Below are 23,734 nucleotides of genomic sequence, written 5' to 3' on the forward strand. Positions count from 1 at the left end.
CCGGCGAGGCGTCCGGTTGCACCCGGATTCGTCACGGTCAGGTCACGACGTTCCGGGTGGCGTACTCCGGCCGCCGGAACTCCTCCTCCGCCATCACCGCGACTAGGTGGTCCACGGCGTCGTACACGTCGGCGTGGGTGACGTAGAGCGGGGCGAAGCCGAAGCGGGCCACGTCGGGCGTGCGGAAGTCGCCGACCACCCGGCGGGCGAGCAGGGCCTGCACGATGCCGTACGCGTCGGGGTGGCGCAGCGAGACCTGGCTTCCGCGCCGGGCGTGCTCGCGGGGCGTGACCACCTCGAGGGCGCCGCCGAGTCGTACGTCGACCAGCTCGATGAAGTAGTCGGTCAGCGACAGCGACGCCGCGCGCAGCTCGGCCGGGTCGACCCCCTCGAAGACGCCGAGGGCGGCCTCGAGCGCGCTGAGCGCCAGCACCGGCGGGGTCCCCGAGGCGAGGCGGCCGACGCCGGCGACCGGCTCGTAGCCGAGCTCCATGTCGAACGGGCGGGCGTGGCCCATCCACCCCGAGAGGGGCTGGTCGAGGTCGGCCTGGAGCCGCGGGGCGACGTACATGAACGCCGGCGAGCCGGGCCCGCCGTTGAGGTACTTGTAGGTGCAGCCCACCGCGAAGTCGACGCCGGGCCCGACCAGGTCGACCGGGACCGCGCCCGTCGAGTGGCAGAGGTCCCAGAGGACCAGCGCGCCGGCGTCGTGGGCGGCGCGGGTGACCCCGGGCAGGTCGAGCATCTCGCCGGTGCGGAAGTCGACGTGGGTCAGGGAGACCAGCGCGGCGTCCTCGTCGATGGCCGCGACGGGGTCGGCCGAGTCGCACCAGCGCAGCTCGAGGTCGAGCATCCTGGCCACGCTCGCCGCGATGTAGCCGTCGGTGGGGAAGGTCGCCCGTTCCAGCACGATCGCCCGGCGTCCCGGCCGGAGCCGGCAGGCCGCCACCATCGTCTTGAACAGGCTGACACTGGTGCTGTCGCTGACCCAGACGTCCTCGCCGGACACCCCGAGGATGCCGCCGATCCGGGCGCCGACCCGGCGGGGGAGGTTGATCCAGTCCGCGGTGTTCCACGACGAGATGAGGTCGCGCCCCCACTCCGCGGTCACCGTCTCCTGGAGCCGCTCCGGGACCGCCCGGGGCAGGGCGCCGAGGGAGTTCCCGTCGAGGTAGACGGTGCCCTCGGGCAGCAGGAACAGGTCGCGGCGGTCACGCAGCGGGTTCGCCCGGTCACGGGCGAGGGCGACGTCGCGGTCGAGGTGGGCGGGGAGTGCAGGCATGAGCCGACTCTAGGGCCAGCCTCAGGCGAGCTCGCGGAGCCGGTCCGCGGCACGCAGCACCAGGTCGCGGAACTGCACCGGCGTCATCTCGGCGCTGCCGGCCGGGGCGAAGGTCAGCTGTGCCACGGTCTTGCCGACGCGGACGAAGCCCACGTCGAACCGCACCGTCTCGGAGTCGGAGACCTCGGTCTCCAGCTGCCAGGTCGAGGCGTCGAACCCCTCGCGGGCACTGCCGAGCGTCCGGGGCGCGAGCACCTGGGTCGCCAGGTCCCGGTCCTCGCAGGCGTCGAACCGGCCGCGGATCTCGTCGAGGAACCGCTCGGCGGCGCGGGAGGTGCGGAAGGTGCCGTAGGTCTCCGACAGCCCGAACTGGGGCGGCAACCGCTCCCCGGGCACGAGGAAGGTCCGGGTGCGGGTACGCGTGGCACCGTCGGCCTTGAAGCTGGCGCGGTCGCAGGTGGTCTCGGACGGGTTCCTCGCGGCCCCGGTCGGCTCGGTCGCCGCCCACGGCTCGTCCAGGCCCGCGATCGGCGGGAGGTCCACGGTGGCCAGGATCCCTGCCTCCTCGCCCGACGGCGGGGGTGGGGCGAACCGGGTCCGGGGCTTGGCCGCACAGCCGCCCTCGCCCGCCCGCTCGCAGATCGCCCGGGCCGACGTCGCGAGGACGCCGACCGTCTTGGCGGCGGGGGCGGAGTCGCCGCGCACGGTCGTGCCGACCGTGGACGTCACGACCTGGCCGACCTGGGCCACCGCGACGGAGTAGCTGGTGGTCGGCCTGGTCCGCGACTGGAGCTCCAGGACGGTGGCCTGGTCGCCGACCTTGCGGACGTCGAGCGTGCGGCGCAGCTGTAGGCGGCCGTCGGGGCAGCCGGCGTACCAGCCGACGGTGGTCGCGTAGGCGTCCTCGGCCTGCTCCCGGGAGGCCGAGATCTCCATGGTCTGGATCGCCGAGCGGCGCGGAGACCCCGACGCCTTGAACTCGCGGACCATCGCGGAGAGGCCGTCGGGGTCGGCGAACCGGGCCTGCTGGCACACGGTGTTGATGCCGTCGCCGTCTGTGTTGTCGTGGGTGCGGACCACCCGCCATCGCTGCCCCTTGCCGAGCGCGTCCACGTCGCCGGCGGTCAGCAGGTCGGTCGCCGAGGGCAGGGTGGACCGCTCCTCGGTCACCTGGCCGGTGGACTGGCCCCCGGAGCTGCCGGACGGCGGGGCGAGCAGCGGCGCGTCGGCGGAGTCCTCGGCGGTCGGCTCGTGGGCGAAGGCCCCGGAGGCGACGGCGAGGAAGACCACGGTCGCGGTGGCGACGAGGCTGTGCGAGCGGCGGCGCTTCCGGCCGGCCCGGCGCACGATCGAGGCCCTGGGCAGCGTGGCCTGGCTCGCCGCGCCGGCCAGGGACAGCAGCCGCGCCCGGAGCCCCGCCGAGTCCGTGTCGAGGGCGACCGCGAGGTTGGCGCTGGCCGCCTGGAGGTTGCGCTCGGCGACCTCCTGGGGCCAGTTCAGCTCGCGGGCGGCGTCGGCCATGGGTACGCCGGCCAGCTGGATGAGCAGCAGGGCCCGCCGCTGTCCGACGGGGAGCTTGTGCAGAGCGTCGAGGACCGCGCGGTCGTCGGCGGAGATGTCCTTGGTGCGGTGCCAGAGGCGGGCGGTGTGCCGACGCTGCGCGAGCTGCCAGGCGCGCGGGCGGACCCAGTCCTGCGGGTCCGGGTAGGACGAAACCTTGCGCCAGTGGTGCCAGGCGGCGACGTAGGCGTCGCGGACCGCGCTCTGCGCCGCGGCCAGGTCCCCGGTCAGCGCGAACGCCTGGAGCACGAGGGCGCGACGGGTCCCGAGGTAGAAGGAGTCGAACTCCTCCTCCTGAGCCATGGTCCCGCCCTTCGCCGTACTCTCACCGACCAACCCAGAACGGTACTTCACCCGGCGACCGCACCGCGAGCCAGCCGTGCCGCGGCCGTGCGTGTGAAGCGCGCTACGTCCCGGCGTGGCGGCGCGGGGAGCCCCCGCGGCTGGGCGAAGATCGGGAGGGATGACTGACCTGCTGAGCACCCTGACCCGCCGCGCCTCCGCCGAGGCCGACCCCGGCCGACCGCTCACGGTCACCTCGGCCGTCGCCGGGGCGGTGTCCGCCGGGTCGGTGCTGCTCGTCTGCATGGCGCTCGGCCTCGCCGGGTGGTTCGCCGCCGACGCGGGGCGGTACGGGGACACCCGCGACGCGATCCGGGTCGGCGCCGACGCCTGGCTGCTCGGCCACGGCGCGCACCTGGCGCTGCCGTCCGCGACGGTCACCGTGGTTCCGCTGGGGCTGGCCGTGCTGTGCGGCTACGTGACGTACCGGCTCGCCTGCTGGGTGGGTGCGACGTCGGCGGTCGACGACCTGCGCGGGGTGCTGACCGGGGCGACCGTGCTGTCCGGGGTGTACTCCCTGGTGGCGGTGGTCACCGCGGTGCTCGCCTCGCACCACCAGGCCGAGCCCGGCCTCGGGCGCGCCTTCGTCGGCGGCTTCGTGCTCTCCTTCCTCGCCGGTGCCGCCGGCATCGCCCGCGGAGCGGGCCGGGGTGGCCTGGTCCGCTCCGCGCTGCCCGGGTGGGCCTCGGTGGTGGCCACCGGTGCCTTCGCGGTGCTGCTGCTGATGCTGGCCGCGGGCGCGGTGCTCGTCACGGCCGCGCTGCTGCTCGACATCGGCGCCGCCGCGACGGTGCTGTCCCGCCTGCACACCGACGGTCCCGGCGGGCTGATGTACACGCTGGTCGGGATCGCGTTCGTGCCGAACGCGGTGCTGCTCGCCGGCGCGTACCTGCTCGGGCCGGGGTTCATGGTCGGCACCGGCACGCTGGTCTCGCCGACCGTCGTCGTCCTCGGCCCCGTCCCCGCCTTCCCGCTCCTCGCCGCGCTCCCCGGCGACGGCCCCACCCCGTGGTGGACGACCGGTCTGCTCGCCGTCCCGGTCCTGCTCGCGGCGGTCGCCGCACGGCTGGCCGTCCGGCGCGCGCGGGTCGACCGGTACGACGCCGCCGCGGCGCTCGGGCTGGGGTCCGGGGTCGCCGGCGCGCTGCTGTTCACGATGGTGGTCCTGCTCGCCGGCGGTGCCGCCGGCCCCGGCCGGATGGCCGACGTCGGCGCGTTCCCCCTGCAGACCCTGCTCGCCGGCGCCGTCGCGCTCGGCGCCGGCGGCCTGGTCGGCGGCGTGCTGGCCTGCTGGCGGGTACGTCGGGCCGCGGCGGGTGACCCCTCGGACGGTGCGTCCACGGAGCAGTCCCGGGCGGACTGACCCGGTCGCGGTCGGTAGCCTGTCCGCGTGCCCCCGACCTCCGCCCCCCACAGGCCTGCGCGCGTCGTGGTGCTCGTCTCCGGGGCGGGCACGAACCTCCAGGCGCTGCTCGACGCCTCCGCGGACCCGTCGTACGGGGTCGACGTCGTCGCCGTCGGGGCCGACCGGGAGGCCGTGGAGGGCCTGGCCCGGGCCGAGCGGGCCGGGATCCCGACGTTCGTGCGCAAGGTCCGCGACCACCCCTCCCGCGACGAGTGGGACCGCGAGCTGACCGCGGCGGTCCGCAAGCACGACCCCGACCTCGTGGTCCTCGCCGGGTTCATGAAGCTGACCGGCCCGGCGTTCCTCGCCGAGTTCGGCGGCCGCTGCGTCAACACCCACCCGGCGCTGTCGCCGGCGTTCCCGGGGATGAGCGGCCCCGCCGACGCGCTGGCGTACGGCGTCAAGGTCACGGGTGCGACGCTGTTCGTGGTCGACGAGGGCGTCGACACCGGCCCGATCGTCGAGCAGACCGTGGTCCGCGTGGAGGACGACGACGACGTCGCCTCGCTGCACGAGCGGATCAAGGTCGCCGAGCGGGCCATGCTCGTGGAGTGCGTGGGCCGGATGGCCCGTGAAGGATTCACCATCACCGACAGGAAGGTCCGGTTCGGACAGTGACGGACGGCAAGAGGGCGATCAAGCGGGCACTCGTCTCGGTCTACGACAAGACCGGTCTGGAGGAGCTGGCCCGGGGGCTGAACGAGGCCGGGGTCTCCCTGGTCTCCACGGGGTCGACGGCGGCGCGGATCGCCGACGCGGGCGTCCCGGTCACCCGGGTCGAGGAGCTGACGGGTTTCCCCGAGTGCCTCGACGGCCGCGTGAAGACGCTGCACCCGAAGGTGCACGCCGGCATCCTGGCCGACCTGCGGCTCGAGACCCACCGCGCCCAGCTCGAGGAGCTCGGCGTGGAGCCGTTCGACCTCGTCGTCTCCAACCTCTACCCGTTCGCCGACACGGTGCTGTCGGGCGCCACCCCCGACGAGTGCGTCGAGCAGATCGACATCGGCGGACCCTCGATGGTCCGGGCGGCGGCGAAGAACCACCCGAGCGTGGCGATCGTGACCTCCCCGGCCCGGTACGCCGACGTGCTGGCCGCGGCCTCCGGCGGCGGGTTCACCCTCGCCGAGCGGCAGCGGCTCGCGGCCGAGGCGTTCGTGCACACCGCGACGTACGACGTGGCGGTCGCCTCGTGGATGGGCAACGTCCTCACCGACACCTCCGAGGGCACCGGGTTTCCGGCGTGGATGGGCGCCACCTGGGACAAGAGCGCGGTGCTGCGCTACGGCGAGAACCCGCACCAGCGCGCGGCCCTCTACACCAACGGCTTCGCGCCGACGCCGGGGCTGGCGCAGGCGACCCAGCTGCACGGCAAGGAGATGTCCTACAACAACTACATCGATGCCGACGCCGCCCGCCGCGCCGCCTACGACTTCGACCGGACCGCGGTGGCGATCATCAAGCACGGCAACCCGTGCGGCATCGCGGTCGGCGCCGACGTGGCCGAGGCGCACCGCAAGGCGCACGCCTGCGACCCGGTCTCCGCGTTCGGCGGCGTGATCGCCACCAACGTGCCGGTCACCCGGGCGATGGCCGAGCAGGTGGCGGAGATCTTCACCGAGGTCGTCGTCGCCCCCGGGTACGACGAGGGTGCGGTGGAGGTCCTCTCCGCGAAGAAGAACATCCGGCTGATCCAGTGCGCACCGCTCGAGCGGGGCGGCGTGGAGATGCGGCCGATCTCCGGCGGGCTGCTGCTCCAGGCTCGCGACGCGGTCGACGCCGAGGTCGACGGGGGCGGGGACGACCCGTCGGCGTGGACCCTCGCCACCGGGGAGGCCGCGAGCGAGGCCGTGCTCGCCGACCTGGCGTTCGCCTGGAAGGCGTGCCGCTCGGTGAAGTCCAACGCGATCCTGCTCGCCCACGACGGCGCCTCGGTCGGCGTCGGGATGGGCCAGGTGAACCGGGTCGACTCGGCCCGGCTCGCGGTGTCGCGGGCCGGGGAGCGGGCGGCCGGCTCGGTCGCCGCGTCCGACGCGTTCTTCCCGTTCGCCGACGGCCTGCAGATCCTGCTCGACGCGGGGGTCGCCGCGGTCGTCCAGCCCGGTGGCTCGGTGCGCGACGCCGAGGTCGTGGAGGCCGCGAAGGCCGCAGGCGTGACGCTCTACCTCACCGGCACGCGGCACTTCTTCCACTGACCCGGACCACCGCCCTGACCGCCCGCGACATGGGAGGATGCACGACGTGACGGCACAGATTCTGGACGGCAAGGCCACCGCGGCCGCGATCAAGGCGGAGCTGGCCGAGCGGGTCACCAAGCTCCGCGAGCAGGGCGTGGTCCCCGGGCTGGCGACGGTCCTCGTCGGCGACGACCCGGGCAGCCGGTGGTACGTCGCCGGCAAGCATCGCGACTGCGCCGAGGTCGGGATCACCTCGATCCGGGTCGACCTGCCCGAGGACGCGCCGCAGTCCGCGGTCGAGGAGGCGGTCGCCGAGCTCAACGCGAACCCCGACTGCACCGGCTACATCGTGCAGCTGCCGCTGCCGAAGCACATGGACGAGAACCACGTCCTCGGCCTGATGGACCCCGCCAAGGACGCTGACGGCCTGCACCCGACGAACCTGGGCTGGCTGGTGCTCGGCAAGGACGCGCCGCTCCCGTGCACGCCCAACGGGATCGTCGAGCTGCTCCGCCGCCACGAGGTCCCGATCGCGGGAGCCGAGGTGTGCGTGGTGGGTCGCGGCGTGACGGTGGGCCGCCCGCTGGGCCTGCTGCTGACCCGCCGGAGCGAGAACGCCACCGTGACCCTGTGCCACACCGGCACCCGGGACCTGGCCAAGCACGTGCGCGAGGCCGACATCGTGGTCGCCGCCGCCGGGGTCACCGGCATCATCCGCGGGGACATGGTCAAGCCCGGTGCGGCCGTGCTCGACGTCGGCGTCTCCCGTGACGCCGAGGGAAAGATCGCCGGTGACGTGGCCCGCGACGTGTACGACGTCGCCGGCTGGGTCTCGCCGAACCCCGGCGGGGTCGGGCCGATGACGCGCGCGATGCTGCTCTCGAACATCGTCCGCTCCGCCGAGCTGTCCCTCCCGGCCTGAGCGCGGCCCCGTGATCCTCGAGGACAACCCCGGGCGACGCCCGCAGACCTTCGGCGGCGCCGTGTACCTGGTCGTCGTCGCGATGACCCTGACCGGGCTCGCGATCACGCTCGCAGGCGCCTGGCGCACCGGGGTCAGCTGGATCGGCGCCGGCCTGCTCGTCGGGTCGTCCTGCCGCCTGGTGCTGCCGGAGCGCCGCGCCGGGATGCTGCGCGTGCGGCGGAAGGCGTCCGACGTGGTCATGCTGGCCGTCGCCGGGGTCGCGCTGATGGTGCTCGCCGTCGTCGTACCCGAACAGCTCGGGTAGCGGCGGCCGGCTCAGCCGGCCATCTGCCTCCGGACGACCTCGTCGTGCCGGAACAGCAGCCGCACCGCGGTCCCGGCGGCGGTGCCGCGCAGGGTGGAGTCGTCGGCCAGGCTCCGGGCCAGCCACAGCCCCCGCCCCGACTCGAGGCCGGGCGGCGGCGGGACGTAGCCGGCGATGGCGTCGTCGAACCCTGGGCCGCCGTCGCTGATCTGCCACACGACATGCATGCCGTCGGTCCACTGGGCCACCTCGGCGGCGCCGGCGGCCCGCAGCGCGTTGGTCACCAGCTCGTAGACGGCGAGCAGCACCTCGCTCGCACGGGAGGGCACGGTCCGGGTGTCCAGCCACCCCCGGAGGTCGGCGCGGGCGGTGACGACGTCGGTGATGCCCAGCGTGCTGTGCTCGGCCGGGGGTGCGCTCCAGGCGGGCTCGACCGACCGCAGGTAGGCCTCGGTGGGCTGGTAGTCGGGGGAGCGGACCGGCTGGTGCCCGTCCCACACCGTGGGGTGCACGCGGAGCTGGGCCCGCACCAGCGCGGGGTCGAGCCGCCGCCGGTCGTGCAGGCAGAGGCTGTAGTAGGGGAAGTCCGCGAAGGCGACGTTGGCCACCGACTCGAACCGGCTCCACACCTCCCCTCCGGGCGTCGCGAGCCAGGTGGGCTCGCCGACCAGGCGCCAGGGGACGCCCGCCTCGAGCAGCGGCTGCATCGACTCGTAGTACGTCGCCAGCGTCTCGTGCCCACCGAACCAGAAGGAGTCCGACGGCGCGTAGACCTCGAGGTCGTCGACGCGCTTGCCGAGCGCGGCGTCGAGCATGTGGCGCACGGCGTCCCCGGCGACCACCACGACCGGCTCCCCGCGGTCGAGACCCTCCTCGACGAAGGGAAGCACGCGGGCGCGGACCGCGGCGTCGGTGTCGTACACGCACGCCTCGTGGGCGAAGCCGTAGCCGGTCCAGCCGCCCACGGTGCGGGGGGCGCCGCTCACGGGGCCTCTCCCAGCCCGAACAGGCGCAGCGTGCGGAGTGCGGCCCGGCTCAGCTGCTCGAACCGGACCGGCCTGCCGTGCGCTGCCATGTCCTGCTCGAAGAGGGCGAGCGCGCGGGTGCCGCCCACGTCGATGAAGTCGAGGTCGGCCAGCCGCAGCCGCAGCGGCCCACGGGTCGCGCGCCGGACCGCTTCGAGCAGCGCGACGAGGTCGGCGGTGTTGGCGATGTCCACCTCGCCGACAAGGTCGACGGTCTCGCCGGAGAGGCGTACGGCGAACGCGGATCGCCCCGACGTCAGGTGCTGGATCCCGTGCACCGCGGCCGCGCGCGCCCAACTATTCCCGGCACGCCGCTGGTCGACGGCGCACAGGCCGGTGGCGGTGCTCCCCGCCATCAGCCGGTCCACGCCGAACTCGTAGTCGAGGAGCTGGGGGAGGGCGGCGGGGTCCGCGACCAGCGCGGTGACGTCGCCCAGCAAGCGCAGGCCGGGGTAGCCGTCGGCCACGGCCTGGTCCGCCTGGCGCCAGAACTCCTCGGCCCGCGCGGCGGGGTCGAAGGGGGCGGTGCCATCGAAGATGTCCTGCACCGAGTGGAGGCGGAGCTGGCCGGAGTCGAGCAGCCGTTCCCGCTGCCCCAGGCCGCGGAGGTGGTCGGCGAGCGCGCCCTCCGGGCCGTTCCCGACGTAGACCAGCTGCTCGCCGCGGTCGCGTCCCTCGGCGAAGTACTCGGTGACCGCCCGGTGGAAGCCGGCGTCGTCGTCGTAGGCCCAGGAGCCATGGTCTCCCGGAGCCAGCCCCGCGGCTCTCTCGAGCACCTTCAGTCGTCCCACGGAGGCAGCCTAGGCAGATCTCCGGGATTCGGACGAGGAATGGGCTGGTCCGTCTCGCGAGGGGTCTGGTCCAGTGGTCCGGGACGCGGAAACGGGGCGTGCCCACGAGGTGGACACGCCCCGTTTCCGGGGACGTGCGGTGCTCAGATGAGGCCGAGCTCCTTGACCGCGTCGCGCTCCTCGGCGAGCTCGGCGGTGCTGGCGTCGATCTTCGTGCGCGAGAAGTCGTCGATCTCCAGGCCCTGGACGATCTCCCAGCTGCCCCCCGACGTGGTGACGGGGAAGGAGGAGATGAGGCCCTCGGGGACACCGTACGAGCCGTCGGAGACGACCGCCATCGAGACCCAGTCGTCCTTCTTGCTGCCGGTCAGCCAGTCGCGGGCCGCGTCGATCGTGGCCGAGGCGGCGCTGGCCGCGGACGAGGAGCCGCGCGCCTCGATGATCGCGGCGCCGCGCTTGGCGACGGTCGGGATGAAGTCGTTCTCGATCCAGCTCTGGTCGCCGACGACCTCGGCGGCGTTCTTGCCGGCGATCTCCGCGTGGAAGATGTCGGGGTACTGGGTGGCGGAGTGGTTGCCCCAGATCGTCATCTTGGTGATGTCGGTGACGGAGGCGCCGGTCTTCGCGGCCAGCTGCGAGATCGCCCGGTTGTGGTCCAGGCGGGTCAGCGCGGAGAAGCGCTCACGCGGGATGTCGGGGGCGTTGGTCATCGCGATCAGCGCGTTGGTGTTCGCCGGGTTGCCGGTGACGCCGATCCGGATGTCGTCGGCGGCGTTGTCGTTGAGCGCCTTGCCCTGCCCGGTGAAGATCGCGCCGTTGGCCTCGAGCAGGTCGCCGCGCTCCATGCCCTTGGTACGGGGGCGGGCGCCGACGAGCAGGGCGAGGTTCGCGCCGTCGAAGATGGTGTTCGCGTCGTCGCCGATCTCGACCCCGGCGAGGGTCGGGAACGCGCAGTCGTCGAGCTCCATGACCACGCCTTCGAGCGCGCCGAGCGCCGGGGTGATCTCGAGGAGCCGCAGCTCGACGGGGGTGTCCGGACCGAACAGGGCTCCGCTGGCGATCCGGAAAAGCAGGCTGTAGCCGATCTGGCCGGCGGCACCGGTGACGGCGACCTTGACGGGGGTCTTGCTCACGACGACTCCTTGTTCTCGAGGGACGATGCGACGCTAGCAGCGCCCCTGCCCCTGGGCAGCCCCGGGTTCACGCCGTGGTCGTCCGTAGCAGCGTGCGCCAGGGCGCACCCTGGTACGGACGACCGGGGGCGCGTACGGTCGGCGAGGGCGGCCCTCGTGGTGCGGGCAGGATGGGGGCGCGGCCGCCGTACGGCCCGCATGAGATATCTTGACGTCAAGAAACTATTCCCCGTAACGCGGAAACGGAGCCTCGGTGACGGACTCGAAGATCATCTACACCTACACGGACGAAGCGCCTGCTCTGGCCACCCACTCCTTCCTCCCGGTGATCCAGGCCTACGCCTCCACCGCCGGGGTGGACGTGGAGACGCGCGACATCTCCCTCGCCGGCCGCATCATCGCCAGCTTCCCCGAGCGGCTGCGGCCCGAGCAGCAGATGAACGACGCCCTCGCGGAGCTCGGCGAGCTCGCCAAGCGGCCCGAGGCCAACATCATCAAGCTGCCGAACATCAGCGCCTCGATCCCGCAGCTCAAGGCCGCGGTAGCGGAGCTCCAGGAGCAGGGCTACGACCTGCCGGACTACCCCGACGACCCGAGGACCGACGAGGAGAAGGAGGCGCGCGCCCGTTACGACAAGGTCAAGGGCAGCGCCGTCAACCCCGTCCTGCGTGAGGGCAACTCCGACCGCCGCGCCCCCGCCTCGGTCAAGCAGTACGCCCGCAAGCACCCGCACTCGATGGGCGCCTGGACGGCCGAGTCCAGGACCAACGTCGCGCACATGGACGCCGACGACTTCCGCTCCAACGAGAAGTCCGCGGTCGTCGAGGCCGACGGCTCGCTGCGGATCGAGCTCGTCGGCGACGACGGCACCACCACCGTGCTCCGCGAGTCCGTGCCGGTGCTGGCCGGCGAGGTCGTGGACGCGACCGTCATGCGCGTCGCCGCGCTGCGGGAGTTCCTCACCGAGCAGGTCGCCAGGGCCAAGGCCGAGGGCGTGCTGTTCTCGGTGCACCTGAAGGCCACGATGATGAAGGTCTCCGACCCGATCATCTTCGGCCACGTCGTGCGCGCGTTCTTCCCCCGGCTCTTCACCGAGCACGGTGAGGCCCTCGCCGCTGCGGGGATCAGCCCCAACGACGGCCTCGGCGCGCTGCTCAAGGCGATCGAGTCCCTCCCCGCCGACCAGCGCGACGCGATCGCGGCCTCGGTCAAGCAGGGCCTCGACGAGGGTCCGGCCCTCGCCATGGTCGACTCCGACAAGGGCATCACCAACCTGCACGTCCCCAGCGACGTGATCGTGGACGCCTCCATGCCCGCGATGATCCGTACCTCGGGCCACATGTGGGGCCCCGACGGCGGCGAGGCCGACACGCTCGCGGTGATCCCGGACAGCAGCTACGCCGGCATCTACCAGGTCGTCATCGACGACTGCCGCGCCCACGGCGCGTTCGACCCCGCGACCATGGGATCGGTGCCCAACGTGGGCCTGATGGCCCAGGCGGCCGAGGAGTACGGCAGCCACGACAAGACCTTCGAGATCCCGACCACCGGCACGGTGCGCGTGGTCGACGGCAACGGCGACGCCCTGCTCGAGCACACCGTCAGCGCGGGCGACATCTGGCGCGCCTGCCAGACCAAGGACGTGCCGATCCGCGACTGGGTGAAGCTGGCGGTCACCCGGGCCCGGGCGACCGGTGACCCGGCCGTCTTCTGGCTCGACGAGACGCGCGCCCACGACGCGAACCTGATCGCCAAGGTGCGGGAGTACCTCACCGAGCACGACACGGACGGCCTCCGGATCGAGATCATGGCGCCGGCCGACGCGATGGCGTTCTCGCTCGAGCGGATCCGCAAGGGCGAGGACACGATCTCGGTCACCGGCAACGTGCTGCGCGACTACCTGACCGACCTGTTCCCGATCCTCGAGCTCGGGACCAGCGCCAAGATGCTGTCCGTGGTCCCGCTGATCAACGGCGGAGGCCTGTTCGAGACCGGCGCCGGCGGCTCGGCCCCGAAGCACGTGCAGCAGCTGGTCAAGGAGAACCACCTGCGCTGGGACAGCCTGGGCGAGTTCCTCGCGCTCGCGGTGAGCTTCGAGCACCTGGGCGAGACCACGGACAACGCCCGCGCGAAGATCCTCGCCGAGACCCTCGACAAGGCGACCGGCACGTTCCTCATGGAGAACAAGTCGCCCAGCCGCCGCGCCGGGGAGATCGACAACCGCGGCAGCCACTTCTACCTGGCGCTCTACTGGGCCCAGGAGCTCGCCGCGCAGTCCGCGGACGCCGAGCTCGCGGCGGCCTTCGCCGAGCTGGCCCAGTCGCTGGCGGCCAACGAGGCGACGATCAACGAGGAGCTGCTCGCCGTCCAGGGCTCGCCGGCCGAGATCGGCGGCTACTACCGGCCCGACCCGGAGAAGGCGGTCGCGGTGATGCGCCCGTCCGCGACGTTCAACCAGATCGTCTCCAAGCTCGGCTAGCGCACCGCCGGACACCGTCCGGTTTCGAAGGCAGCGAAGGCGCCACCCGTCCCGACGGGTGGCGCCTTCCGCCGTCCCGGCGCCGGTGCACCCCCGCGCACCCGGCGCGTCCCGGCGCGTCCGGCGCACCCCGGAGGGTCCCGGGGCCGTCAGGTGCCGCCCGACCGGTCTCCGCGGGGACCGTACGGCGCCGCGGGAGCCTCCCCGCGTTGTACGGTCGGGCCACGCCACAGGCCACCACGCCACGGGTCGAGGGGAGACGCGGATGCAGTCGGTCGAGCTGCTGCTGGACCCCGCCACGGACACCCGGGTGCGCGACCAGTGGCAGCTGCTCGTGGAGGCCGAGCTGCCCAGCCAGGCCCGGCACACCGGTCCCACCAACGCCCCGCACGTGACGCTGGCGGTCCGCGACGCCGTCGACCCGGCCGCGGAGCCGCGACTGCGGGAGGTGGCCGCGACCCTGCCGCTGCCCGTGCGGCTGGGCCCGGTCGCGGTCTTCGGACGGCACCGCTACGTTCTCGTGCTGCTGCTCGTCGTGGACACCCGCCTGCTCGCCCTGCACGCCGCGGTCGCGGCGGCGCTGGGCCGCCACGGGCTGGGCGACCCGCTGACCGAGCCCGGGCGCTGGACGCCGCACGTGACGCTGGCCCGCGGGCTCGGCGCGGTCGAGGTCGGCCGCGCCCTGGAGGCCCTGGGTGGCGGCACGCCGGTGGAGGGGGCGGCCGTGGACTGCCGCCGCTGGGACTCCGAGACCCGCCGGGCCTGGTCGCTCCGGGAGTGAGCCGGGACCGAGTGCCGGTGACGGGCGCCGGTGCTCAGCGCGGGGGCAGCTGTGGCACCGGCCAGGACGGGTCCGGTGCGAAGCGCTCCCAGGCGTCGCGTAGTGCGCGTCACGCCCCGGCTCCGGAATAGTCCGGTACGCGCCGGCCTTGCACCTAGGAGCGCTGCGTACGCCGTCAGCCGACCGTCCCCGCACCATCTCCGGACAAGGACCCCGTGACGAACTCCGCGACGACCTCCGCGCCCGACCGCCCCACGACGACCTCCCCGCGCAGCACCCGTCACGTCACCCTGGCCACGATCGCGCTGGCCATGGGCGGCTTCGCGATCGGTACCACCGAGTTCGTGACGATGGGGCTGCTGCCCGAGATGGCCACCGGCGTCGGTGTCCCCATCCCGACCGCCGGGCACGTGATCTCCGCCTACGCCCTCGGGGTGGTGGTCGGTGCGCCCCTGATCGCGGTCTTCGGTGCGAAGCTGCCCCGCCGCGGCCTGCTGCTCGCGTTGATGCTCGCGTTCGCCGTCGGCAACGGGGGCAGCGCCCTCGCGGTCAGCTACGAGTCGCTCACCGCGGCCCGCTTCCTCGCCGGCCTCCCGCACGGCGCGTTCTTCGGGGTCGCCTCGCTGGTCGCCGCCTCGCTGGTGGAGACGCACCGGCGAGGCCGCGCGGTCAGCCTGGTGATGCTGGGCCTGCCGGTCGCGAACGTGGTCGGCGTACCCGCGGCGACCTGGATGGGTCAGCACCTCGGCTGGCGCTCGGCGTACTGGGCTGTGACAGTGCTCGGGCTGCTCACCGTCGCGATGGTCGCGCTGTTCGTGCCGCGCGCCGACGCCGACCCAGGGGCCACCGGGCGCCGCGAGCTCGGCGCTTTCGCCCGGCCCCAGGTCTGGCTGACCCTCCTCGTCGGAGCGGTCGGCTTCGGCGGGATGTTCGCGATGTACTCCTACATCGCGCCGACCGTCACCGACGTCACCGGCCTCTCCTCGAGCGCGATCCCGCTGTTCCTGCTGGCCTTCGGCCTCGGGGGAGTGCTGGGCACGATGCTGGGCGGGGTCCTCGCGGACTGGTCGATCTTCCGGTCGCTGATCGCCTCCTCGGTCGCGATGGGGCTCAGCCTCGCCCTGTTCACCGTCACCGCGAAGGCGGTCGTGCCGGGGCTGCTCACGGTGTTCACGATCGCCACCGTCGGGTCGGTGCTCGTGGTCAACCTGCAGATGCGGCTGATGCAGGTCGCCGGCGACGCGCAGACGCTGGGCGCGGCGATGAACCACGCCTCGCTGAACGCCGCGAACGCGCTCGGTGCCTGGCTCGGCGGCCTGGTGATCGCGGCCGGCCTCGGCTACTCCGCCCCGAGCTGGGTGGGGGCCGGCCTCTCGCTGGCCGGGCTCCTGGTGCTGGCCGTCTCCGCCGTCCTGCACCGCCGTACGACGGCCGCGGCACGGGTCTGACCCCCGCCGCCAGGCTCGCGGCCCGCGGACGAGCTCAGCGGGTGTGCTCCGAGGCGAGCAGGTCGTAGCGGATCGTGTCCACGACGCTGCCGTCGCGCAGCCGCGAGCCGGCCCGCTCGCGCCCGGTCTGCACGAAGCCGTTCGTCTCGATGACGTGCCGCGACGCGGTGTTGGTCTCGGCCGCGCCGACGGTGAGCCGCTGCAGGCCCAGGCCGCCGACGTCCTCGGGGAGGAAGGCGTGCCGGACGACCAGCCCGCACGCCTCGGTGGTCACGCCCCGGCCGCGTGCCGCGGGGTGCGCCCAGTAGCCGATCTCGCCGCTCCGGCCGTGCTTCACGTCGAAGACCGAGATGTTGGCCAGCAGCACGTCGGTGGCCGGGTCGGCGACCACCCAGCCGATGCCGCTGCCCGAGGCGCGGTGCTCGGTGCGGCCGTCGACGTACGTCCGCGCCTCCTCGAGCGTGTACGGGTCGGGGAGGTCGGCGAACCAGTGGCGGGTCCGTTCGTCGAGGCAGGCCTCCTGGATCCGCGGGAGGTCGTCGGGCCGGTGCCCGCGGAGTACGACGTTCGCCCCGACGATGCGCGGCACGGCGTACCACGGGTGGCGCGGGACCCGCTCGTCGCTCGCGAGCAGCACGCCCACCCAGGCGTCGAGCAGCTCGCCGCGCTGCGGGAGCCACTGGCGGACCGTGCCGTCCAGCGAGAACCCGAGCTGCCAGGCGAGCCGGCGGGAGGCCCAGTTGCCCCGGTTCGCCCACCAGACCACGGTCTGCAGGCCGCGCTCCTCGAAGCCCCAGGCGAGAAGCAGCTCCAGCGCGCGGGCCATCACCCCGCGGCCCCGCGCCCAGGGGTGGGCCCCGAAGGCGACCTCGGCGCGGCCCTCCCGCTCGTTGCGCAGCGAGACGGTCCCGGCGAACCGGGGCGTCCCGTCGTCGTCGGGCGCCTCCACGGCGAACCCCCACTCGACGTCCTCGCGCCAGCCCCCGGGCATGATCTCGCGCACGAACCGCTTCGCGTCGTCGCGGGAGTAGGGGATCGGGACCGTGGTCCACTCCTGGCTGAGCGGGTCCTGGCACTGCTCGTAGACGCCCTCGGCGTCGCCGATGTGGTGCGCGCGCAGGGTGACCGTGCCGTCGGAGAGCGTGGGGACCTCGGGGAACCTCATGGCGGAACCCTGTCGTTAACGCGGGCGGGGGGCAAACCCTTATCCTCGTGCCCATGGATGAAGGTCAAAGACGATGAACGGCACGCTCGCCAACATCGGGCTTGTCGTCGTCTTCGTCCTCATCGGCGGCGTGTTCGCCGCCGCTGAGATCTCGCTCGTCTCCCTGCGCGACGGGCAGGCCCGGGCGCTGTCCACGCGTGGCAAGCGCGGCCGCATCGTGGCCGAGCTCAACGAGGACCCGAACCGGTTCCTCGCCGCGGTGCAGGTCGGCGTCACGCTGGCCGGGTTCCTCTCCGCCGCGTTCGGTGGCGCGACGCTCTCGGGCGACCTGACCCCGGTGCTCGTGGACTGGGGCATCCCGCCGGGCGTGGCCTCCCCGCTCGCGCTCGTCCTGGTCACGATCGCGATCTCCTACATGTCGCTTGTCTTCGGCGAGCTCGTGCCCAAGCGGCTCGGGCTCCAGCGCGCCGAGGCGTTCTCGCTGGCGCTCGGGCCGATGATCGACAAGGTATCCAAGGTCTCCCGCCCGGTGATCTGGGTGCTCTCGAAGTCGACCAACTTCGTGGTGCGGCTGCTCGGCGGCGACCCCGACGCGCAGAAGGAGCAGATGAGCGACGAGGAGCTCCGCGAGCTCGTCAACGCCCACGAGACCCTCGGCGAGGAGGAGCGGCGGATCGTCGAGGACGTCTTCGAGGCGGGGGACCGGCAGATCCGCGAGGTGATGATCCCGCGGACCGAGGTCGACTTCCTCGACGCCTCCACGCCGGTCTACCGGGCGGCCAAGGACGCGCTGGCGCAGCCGCACTCCCGGTACCCGGTGATCCGCGGCTCCGCCGACGACGTGATCGGCTTCGTGCACGTGCGGGACCTGCTCGACCCGGAGATGGCCAACCGCTCGGTCCGTGTCGGCGAGCTGTCCCGGCAGACCCTGGTACTCCCGTGGACGCGCCCGCTGCTGGCCGCGCTCGCGGACATGCGCCGCGAGGGCACGCACCTCGCGATCGTCGCCGACGAGTACGGCGGCACCGCGGGGATCGTGACCATGGAGGATCTCGTCGAGGAGCTCATCGGCGACATCAAGGACGAGTACGACGTCGACGAGGCCGAGACCACCCGGCTGCGCGGCGGCGACGTCGAGGTGGACGGGCTGCTCAACCTCGACGACTTCGAGGACGAGACCGGCGTGGAGCTGCCCGAGGGCCCCTACGAGACCCTGGCCGGCTTCATCATGGCCCGGCTCGGCCGCGTGCCCGAGGCCGGCGACACCGTGGACTTCGAGGACCACCGGCTCGTGGTCCGCGAGGTCGAGGGGCGCCGGGTCGCGCGCGTGCTGGTGACCGTCGTACCCCCGCCCGTGGTGCTGAGCCCGGAGGCCGCCGACGCAGCCCGCGAGGCGGAGCCCGAGATCCACACGGACCAGGCGAGCTGAGTGCCGGTCACGCCTGACAGAATGCCTGCCATGCCCGAGGCCGCACCTGCACCGACCGCCCGCCCCCGGGTCCTCTCCGGGATCCAGCCGACCGCCGACTCGTTCCACTTCGGCAACTACCTCGGCGCGCTGCGGCAGTGGGTGGACCTCCAGGCCGACCACGAGCCGTTCTTCTTCATCGCCGACCTGCACGCGATCACCGTCGAGCAGGAGCCGAAGCGGCTGCGCGAGCGAACCCTGCGCGCGGCGGCCCAGCTGATCGCGATGGGGATCGACCCGGCGCGGTCCTCGGTCTTCGTCCAGTCGCACGTGCCGGCGCACGCGCAGCTGCAGTGGGTCCTCGCGGGACTCACCGGCTTCGGTGAGGCGAGCCGGATGACCCAGTTCAAGGACAAGTCGGCCAAGGGCGGCACCGAGCGGGCCACCGTGGGTCTGTTCACCTACCCGGTGCTCCAGGCCGCGGACATCCTGCTCTACCGCCCGCACCACGTGCCGGTGGGCGAGGACCAGCGCCAGCACCTCGAGCTCACCCGCGACCTCGCCCAGCGGTTCAACCACCGCTACAAGAAGACCTTCCGGCTGCCCGAGCCGTACATCCTCAAGGCCACCGCGAAGATCACCGACCTGCAGGACCCGACGGCGAAGATGTCGAAGTCCGCGTCCTCCCCGGCCGGGATCGTCGAGATGCTCGACGACCCCAAGGTGTCGGCCAAGAAGATCCGCTCGGCGGTGACCGACTCGGGCACCGAGGTCCGCTTCGACCCGGAGGAGAAGCCGGGCGTCTCCAACCTGCTCACGATCTACTCCGCGCTGTCGGGCCGCTCGGTCGAGGCGCTGGAGAAGGAGTACGACGGGCGCGGCTACGGCGACCTGAAGAAGGATCTCGCCGACGTGGTGGTCGAGTTCGTCACCCCGTTCCGCGACCGGACGCTGGAGCTGCTCGAGGACCGGTCCGAGCTCGACGCCGTGCTCCGCGCCGGCGCCGAGCGGGCGAACGAGGTGGCCGAGCGCACCCTCGCGGACGTCTACGACCGCATCGGGTTCGTCCCGGCGGGTGGGTAGGGTTCTCCGGGTGACGACGATCGGCGTGGCTCTCGCGGTGCCCGAGCCGTGGGGCGAGCAGCTCCAGGACTACCGCGCCTCGCTCGGCGACGTGACCGCGAAGGGCATCCCGACGCACATCACGCTGATGCCTCCGTTCGAGGTCGAGCCCGACACCCTGCCCGCCGTGGAGGCGCACCTCGCCGACGCGGCCGCCCGCAAGACGGCGTTCCGGGTGCACCTGCGGGGGACCGGCACCTTCCGCCCGGTGTCCCCGGTCGTCTTCGTCACCGTCGTCCGCGGCATCTCCCAGTGCGAGCAGCTCGCGATGAGCATCCGCCGCGGCCCCCTGGCCACCGAGCTCGCGTTCCCGTACCACCCGCACGTCACCGTGGCGCACCATCTCGACGACCCGCTGCTCGACCGGGCCTTCGACGACCTGTCCACCTTCGAGTGCCAGTTCGACGCCGACCACTTCCTGCTCTACGTGCACGACGCCGAGATGGGCTGGCAGCCCACCCGCAGGTTCGCCCTCGCGCCCGGCGGGCCCCCGCAGCGGTAGTTCTCCGCCTTTTGGGTAGGAGAGGGACATGGCATCGCTCAAGGAACGCGTCACGTCCCGAGTCGACCGGCTGCGCGAGCGCAGACCGTCGGTGGACCACGCGGTCAAGACGTTCCAGCACTACGGGGCGGTCAACGGCAACGGACAGGCCGGCGCGGCGACGTACTTCGGCTTCCTGTCGTTCTTCCCGATCCTCGCGCTCGCCTTCTTCGTGGTCGGCTGGGTCGCCAAGGTCTACCCCGACGCCCAGCGCGACCTGGTGGTCACCATCAACCAGCTGCTGCCCGGGATCGTCGGCAACGGCGAGAACCAGATCTCGATCGACACGTTCGAGAAGTACGCCGGCACGATCGGTCTGATCGGTCTCTTCGGTGTGCTCTACTCCGGGCTCGGCTGGCTCTCGGGCATGCGCGACGCGCTGGAGTCGGTCTTCCAGCTCCCGCCGCGGGTGCAGCCCAACCTCGTCCTCGGCAAGATCCGCGACCTGCTGACGCTGGTGGTCATCGGCACCACCCTGCTCGTCTCCGTCGCGGTCTCCGGGATGGTCTCGGGCTTCTCCGAGCTGCTGCTCGGCTGGGTCGGCCTCGGCGACAGCGTGGTGGCCGCGGTCCTGCTGCCGCTGCTCGGCCTGGTGCTCGGGGTGGCCGCCACCACCGTGCTGTTCTTCGCGATGTACCGGCTGCTCGCCCAGCCCGGCCTGCCCCGCAAGGCCGTGCTCGAGGGTGCGGTGCTCGGCGCCGTCGGCTTCGAGGTGCTGAAGTACCTGGCCAGCTTCCTGATGGCCGGCACCAAGAACGAGCCCGCCGCGCAGGCGTTCGGCGTGGCACTGATCCTGCTGGTCTGGATCAACTACTTCAGCCGGGTCACGATGTACGGTGCCGCGTACGCCTACGCCGCCCCCGAGGCGGAGCGGCGCCGCGCCGAGGCGGCCGCGCTCGCCGAGATCCCGGTGGTCCCGGTCAGCGCCGCCGCCGTACCGGTCGGCGGGGAGAAGGACGGCCGTGGCCGCGCGGTGCTCGCGGGAGTGATGGCCGGGGCCGCGCTCGGCGCCGTGGCCGCGCGGAAGCGGACCGCGGAGGACTGAGACAATGACGGCGTGAAGCTCGAACGCAAGCACGCCGTCCTGTTCCTCGCGATCGCCGTCTGGAACCTCCTCAGCTACGCGAACTTCGCCAAGAACCTCGCGGAGACCGCCGCGGGCGGCGAGGACCGTCCCACCGGCTACTACGTGGCGCACATCGTGCTGATCGTGGTCAACGTCGTGATCGCCCTCGTCCTCGGCCGGCTCGGCTGGCGGGCGTGGCGGGCGACCTCGCCCGACCGCGCCGCCGAGGACGCCCCGCGATGACCGCGCCGGGGGCCGGACGGACGACGGACCTGCCCACCCGGGCCGACGTGGAGAGCGCGGCCGCGCGGCTGGGTGAGAAGGTGCGGCACACCCCCACCCTCACCCTGCACGGCGACGAGCTCGGCGTCCCGGGCCGGGTCGTGCTCAAGCTCGAGCTGCTCCAGCACACCGGCTCCTTCAAGGCCCGTGGGGCGCTCAACTCCGTGATGGTCCTCGACGAGGGCACCCGCTCGGTGACCGCTGCGTCGGGGGGAAACCACGGTGCCGCGGTCGCCTGGGCCGCACGCCGCGACGGCCTCCGGGCCGACGTGTTCGTGCCCGGGACCGCCACGCCCGAGAAGCTCCAGCGGATCCGTGACTACGGCGCGACCCTGCACCTCGTCGAGGGGCACGTGGGGGAGGCGCTCGAGGCGTGCCGGGAGTTCAGCGAGTCCCACGGCGTGCCGCTGGTGCACCCGTACGACACCGTGGAGACGGTGTGCGGCGCCGGGACGGTCGGCCTCGAGATCGCGGAGCAGGTGCCCGCAGCAGAGCTGGTCCTGCTCGGCTGCGGCGGTGGAGGGCTGTACGCCGGTGTCACCGCTGCCCTGGACGGGACGGTCCCGGTGCAGCCGGTCGAGCCCGAGCTCTGCCCCCACCTGCACGCCGCGGTGGAGGCGGGGGAGCCCGTGGGCCACGGCGCGGCGGGAGCTGCCGCCGACTCGCTGGGCCCGCCGCGGATCGGCCGGCTCGGCTACGAGACCGCCGCCCGGCACGGGACCACCTCGGTGCTCGTGGACGAGGAGTCCCTGCTGGCCGCCCGCCGCTTTCTCTGGGAGCGGGTGCGGGTGCTCGCCGAGCCGGGTGCGAGCGCTGCCCTGGCGGCGCTGATGTCGGGCCGGGTCGCCGTACACCCGGGGTCGACCGTCGTGGTCGTGGTCAGCGGCGGGAACAACCCCGCGCTGCCTTAGCTGTACTGAGCGGGCACCGAGCCCACCGGCCGCGGCGGCGCCGGCCAGCTCCGTCAAAGAAGGTGCACCGGCCTGAGCCGTGCGCCACGATACGAAAGGTCCACTGCGACGACGGGAGCACGCATGTTCGATCGGGCAAGGACGGCCGCACGGTTCCTCACGCGCCGGGGGCGTCGGCGACGGCCACGGCAGCCGCGTCTGCTCTCCCGCGGACCGGCACCGGACCCGCGACTGCCCCGGCGGGCCGTGGACCCGAACGCGTCGTTCCTCGGCGAGCAGATGAACGGCCAGGGCGGGGGCGGCCTGTGAACCCGGCCGCGGCATCGACGCAGGTGCCCGACGAACGGGACACGCCTCGGCACGACGGTGCCGGGACCTCGAGGCTCGACGAGATCACCTGGCCGGTCCGGACCGAGCGGCTCTCGCTGCGCCCGGCGGTGGCGGCCGACGTCGACGCGACCTGGCGGATCCGGCGGATCGACTCGGTCGTGCAGTGGCTGACGGCGGCCCCGAAGGACCGCGAGGAGTACCGCGCGAGGTTCGAGGATCCCGGACGGCTGGCCAAGACCCTCGTGGTCGAGCTCGACGGCGAGGTGATCGGCGACCTGATGCTCGCGATCGAGGACGCGTGGGCCCAGGCGGAGGTCGCCGACCGGGCGCGCGGCGTCCAGGCGGAGCTCGGCTGGTGCATCGACCCGGCGTACGGCGGTCGTGGCTACGCCACCGAGGCGGTCAGGGCGCTGGTCCGGCTGTGCTTCGAGGACCTCGGCCTGCGCCGGTTGACGGCGAACTGCTTCGCCGACAACGTGAGCTCGTGGCGCCTCATGGAGCGGCTGGGCATGCGCCGCGAGCTGCACACGCGGCGCGAGTCGCTGCACCGGTCGGGGGAGTGGCTGGACGGCCTGGGCTACGCCCTCCTCGCCGACGAGTGGCGCGGCTGACCCGCCCACCGCCGTTCGGACGTGCACTCGGGGCGCCGTACGCCCAGCCGCACGCTCGGCCGATCGCCGTCGGGAGCCCGACTGCACGTCCGAGTGGCGTGTACGTCAGCGGACCTTGATCTCCGGCTCGTGCCGGATGTCGCAGGTCACCGACTGCGCGACGAAGCACATCTGGTTCGCCTTCTCGTGCAGGGCGGTCGCCCGCTCCACCTGGTCCTCGGCCGCGACGGTGATCCGCGGCCGCAGCACCACCTCGGTGAACCGGCCGCTGCCGTCGGGCGCGGTTACCATCGTGCCGGCCGGCCGGTCGACGTACTCGCTGACCACCACGCCGGCCCGGGCGCACAGCCCGAGGTACCACAGCATGTGGCACTGGGAGAGCGCGGCGACGAAGAGCTGCTCGGGGTTCCACCTGGCGGGGTCGCCGAGGAAGGTCGGGTCCGCGGTGCCCTCGATGTCCGGCGGGCCGTCGGCGGAGATGGTGTGCGACCGGTCGTAGCCCTTGATCGAGGACGTCCCCTCGCCGCGGTCGCCGGTCCACGTCACGGTGATCTCGTAGGTGTGCGCAGCCATGGCCCCACCCTGCCACCGCCGCCGGGGCGTCGCGCCGGAATGCACGAGGACCCCGCCCGGAGGCGGGGTCCTGCGT

Annotated in this window: 22 protein-coding genes; 15 read left to right on the forward strand and 7 right to left on the reverse strand. The window is 73.3% G+C overall.

Annotation, left to right across the window (positions count from 1 at the left end; translation table 11 throughout):
• Window positions 1–37 precede the first annotated feature (37 nt).
• Both kynU and K1X13_RS16030 read right to left on the reverse strand, forming a co-directional pair.
• A complete protein-coding gene (kynU, locus tag K1X13_RS16025) occupies window positions 38–1,282 on the reverse strand; it encodes a kynureninase (RefSeq protein ID WP_221026155.1) in 1,245 nt (414 codons plus the stop codon).
• 21 nt (window positions 1,283–1,303) lie between these two features.
• The gene (locus K1X13_RS16030) at window positions 1,304–3,145 is read right to left on the reverse strand and encodes a sigma factor-like helix-turn-helix DNA-binding protein (protein WP_221026156.1); all 1,842 of its coding nucleotides are present in this window, start codon (window positions 3,143–3,145) and stop codon (window positions 1,304–1,306) included.
• Between the two features lie 160 nt (window positions 3,146–3,305).
• Between K1X13_RS16030 and K1X13_RS16035 the strand changes: the two genes are divergently transcribed.
• The 5 genes from K1X13_RS16035 to K1X13_RS16055 are packed head-to-tail and all read left to right on the forward strand — an operon-like array spanning window position 3,306 to window position 7,992.
• Entirely contained in the window at window positions 3,306–4,547 is a 1,242-nt protein-coding gene (locus K1X13_RS16035) for a cell division protein PerM (RefSeq protein WP_221026157.1), read from the forward strand.
• A 27-nt stretch (window positions 4,548–4,574) separates the two neighbouring features.
• Entirely contained in the window at window positions 4,575–5,207 is a 633-nt protein-coding gene (gene purN, locus K1X13_RS16040; protein WP_308249594.1) for a phosphoribosylglycinamide formyltransferase, read from the forward strand.
• Entirely contained in the window at window positions 5,204–6,781 is a 1,578-nt protein-coding gene (purH, locus tag K1X13_RS16045) for a bifunctional phosphoribosylaminoimidazolecarboxamide formyltransferase/IMP cyclohydrolase (RefSeq protein WP_221026158.1), read from the forward strand. The genes purN and purH overlap by 4 nt, the downstream gene beginning before the upstream one ends.
• 46 nt (window positions 6,782–6,827) lie before the next feature.
• Window positions 6,828–7,685: a bifunctional methylenetetrahydrofolate dehydrogenase/methenyltetrahydrofolate cyclohydrolase gene (locus K1X13_RS16050; protein ID WP_221026159.1), complete on the forward strand. Its 858-nt coding sequence runs from the start codon at window positions 6,828–6,830 to the stop codon at window positions 7,683–7,685.
• Window positions 7,686–7,695: 10 nt separating this feature from the next.
• Window positions 7,696–7,992 (forward strand): DUF3017 domain-containing protein, encoded by a 297-nt coding sequence (locus K1X13_RS16055; protein WP_221026160.1) that lies wholly within the window; start codon window positions 7,696–7,698, stop codon window positions 7,990–7,992.
• 11 nt (window positions 7,993–8,003) lie between these two features.
• Here K1X13_RS16055 and K1X13_RS19470 read toward each other — a convergent pair whose 3' ends face one another.
• The 3 genes from K1X13_RS19470 to K1X13_RS16070 all read right to left on the reverse strand — a co-directional run bounded on the left by K1X13_RS19470 (window position 8,004) and on the right by K1X13_RS16070 (window position 10,941).
• Window positions 8,004–8,978 (reverse strand): anti-sigma factor RsbA family regulatory protein, encoded by a 975-nt coding sequence (locus K1X13_RS19470; RefSeq protein ID WP_221026161.1) that lies wholly within the window; start codon window positions 8,976–8,978, stop codon window positions 8,004–8,006.
• Window positions 8,975–9,808 (reverse strand): MEDS domain-containing protein, encoded by an 834-nt coding sequence (locus tag K1X13_RS16065; RefSeq protein ID WP_221026162.1) that lies wholly within the window; start codon window positions 9,806–9,808, stop codon window positions 8,975–8,977. Before K1X13_RS16065 ends, K1X13_RS19470 begins: the two co-directional genes overlap by 4 nt.
• A gap of 143 nt (window positions 9,809–9,951) precedes the next feature.
• Window positions 9,952–10,941: a malate dehydrogenase gene (locus K1X13_RS16070; protein ID WP_221026163.1), complete on the reverse strand. Its 990-nt coding sequence runs from the start codon at window positions 10,939–10,941 to the stop codon at window positions 9,952–9,954.
• Window positions 10,942–11,194: 253 nt separating this feature from the next.
• Here K1X13_RS16070 and K1X13_RS16075 point away from each other — a divergent pair, with 253 nt between their 5' ends.
• The 3 genes from K1X13_RS16075 (at window position 11,195) to K1X13_RS16085 (ending at window position 15,649) form a co-directional block, all read left to right on the forward strand.
• Window positions 11,195–13,420, forward strand: coding sequence for an NADP-dependent isocitrate dehydrogenase (locus K1X13_RS16075; protein WP_221026164.1), 2,226 nt, complete (start codon window positions 11,195–11,197; stop codon window positions 13,418–13,420).
• Between the two features lie 265 nt (window positions 13,421–13,685).
• On the forward strand, window positions 13,686–14,201 hold the full coding sequence (locus K1X13_RS16080) for a 2'-5' RNA ligase family protein (RefSeq protein WP_221026165.1): 516 nt from the start codon (window positions 13,686–13,688) through the stop codon (window positions 14,199–14,201).
• 215 nt (window positions 14,202–14,416) lie between these two features.
• Window positions 14,417–15,649, forward strand: coding sequence for an MFS transporter (locus K1X13_RS16085; protein ID WP_308249595.1), 1,233 nt, complete (start codon window positions 14,417–14,419; stop codon window positions 15,647–15,649).
• Window positions 15,650–15,683: 34 nt separating this feature from the next.
• Here K1X13_RS16085 and K1X13_RS16090 read toward each other — a convergent pair whose 3' ends face one another.
• Complete coding sequence (locus K1X13_RS16090; RefSeq protein ID WP_221026166.1) at window positions 15,684–16,814, reverse strand: GNAT family N-acetyltransferase; 1,131 nt, start codon at window positions 16,812–16,814, stop codon at window positions 15,684–15,686.
• A 73-nt stretch (window positions 16,815–16,887) separates the two neighbouring features.
• Here K1X13_RS16090 and K1X13_RS16095 point away from each other — a divergent pair, with 73 nt between their 5' ends.
• The 7 genes from K1X13_RS16095 to K1X13_RS16125 all read left to right on the forward strand — a co-directional run bounded on the left by K1X13_RS16095 (window position 16,888) and on the right by K1X13_RS16125 (window position 23,085).
• Window positions 16,888–18,243, forward strand: a complete 1,356-nt coding sequence (locus tag K1X13_RS16095) for a hemolysin family protein (protein ID WP_221026167.1) — start codon at window positions 16,888–16,890, stop codon at window positions 18,241–18,243.
• 30 nt (window positions 18,244–18,273) lie between these two features.
• The gene (gene trpS, locus K1X13_RS16100; protein WP_372450706.1) at window positions 18,274–19,305 is read left to right on the forward strand and encodes a tryptophan--tRNA ligase; all 1,032 of its coding nucleotides are present in this window, start codon (window positions 18,274–18,276) and stop codon (window positions 19,303–19,305) included.
• A 10-nt stretch (window positions 19,306–19,315) separates the two neighbouring features.
• Window positions 19,316–19,846, forward strand: a complete 531-nt coding sequence (locus K1X13_RS16105; RefSeq protein ID WP_221026169.1) for a 2'-5' RNA ligase family protein — start codon at window positions 19,316–19,318, stop codon at window positions 19,844–19,846.
• 28 nt (window positions 19,847–19,874) lie between these two features.
• Entirely contained in the window at window positions 19,875–20,930 is a 1,056-nt protein-coding gene (locus tag K1X13_RS16110; RefSeq protein WP_221026170.1) for a YihY/virulence factor BrkB family protein, read from the forward strand.
• Between the two features lie 12 nt (window positions 20,931–20,942).
• Complete coding sequence (locus tag K1X13_RS16115) at window positions 20,943–21,194, forward strand: SCO4848 family membrane protein (RefSeq protein WP_221026171.1); 252 nt, start codon at window positions 20,943–20,945, stop codon at window positions 21,192–21,194.
• Window positions 21,191–22,144: a serine/threonine dehydratase gene (locus K1X13_RS16120; RefSeq protein WP_221026172.1), complete on the forward strand. Its 954-nt coding sequence runs from the start codon at window positions 21,191–21,193 to the stop codon at window positions 22,142–22,144. The genes K1X13_RS16115 and K1X13_RS16120 overlap by 4 nt, the downstream gene beginning before the upstream one ends.
• A gap of 332 nt (window positions 22,145–22,476) precedes the next feature.
• A complete protein-coding gene (locus K1X13_RS16125) occupies window positions 22,477–23,085 on the forward strand; it encodes a GNAT family N-acetyltransferase (protein ID WP_308249596.1) in 609 nt (202 codons plus the stop codon).
• 105 nt (window positions 23,086–23,190) lie between these two features.
• Here the strand turns inward: K1X13_RS16125 and K1X13_RS16130 are convergent, their stop codons facing one another.
• Complete coding sequence (locus tag K1X13_RS16130; protein ID WP_221026173.1) at window positions 23,191–23,658, reverse strand: OsmC family protein; 468 nt, start codon at window positions 23,656–23,658, stop codon at window positions 23,191–23,193.
• Between the last annotated feature and the right edge of the window lie 76 nt (window positions 23,659–23,734).

Source organism: Nocardioides jiangsuensis (genome assembly GCF_019679455.1).
Taxonomy (GTDB): Bacteria; Actinomycetota; Actinomycetes; order Propionibacteriales; family Nocardioidaceae; genus Nocardioides_C; species Nocardioides_C jiangsuensis.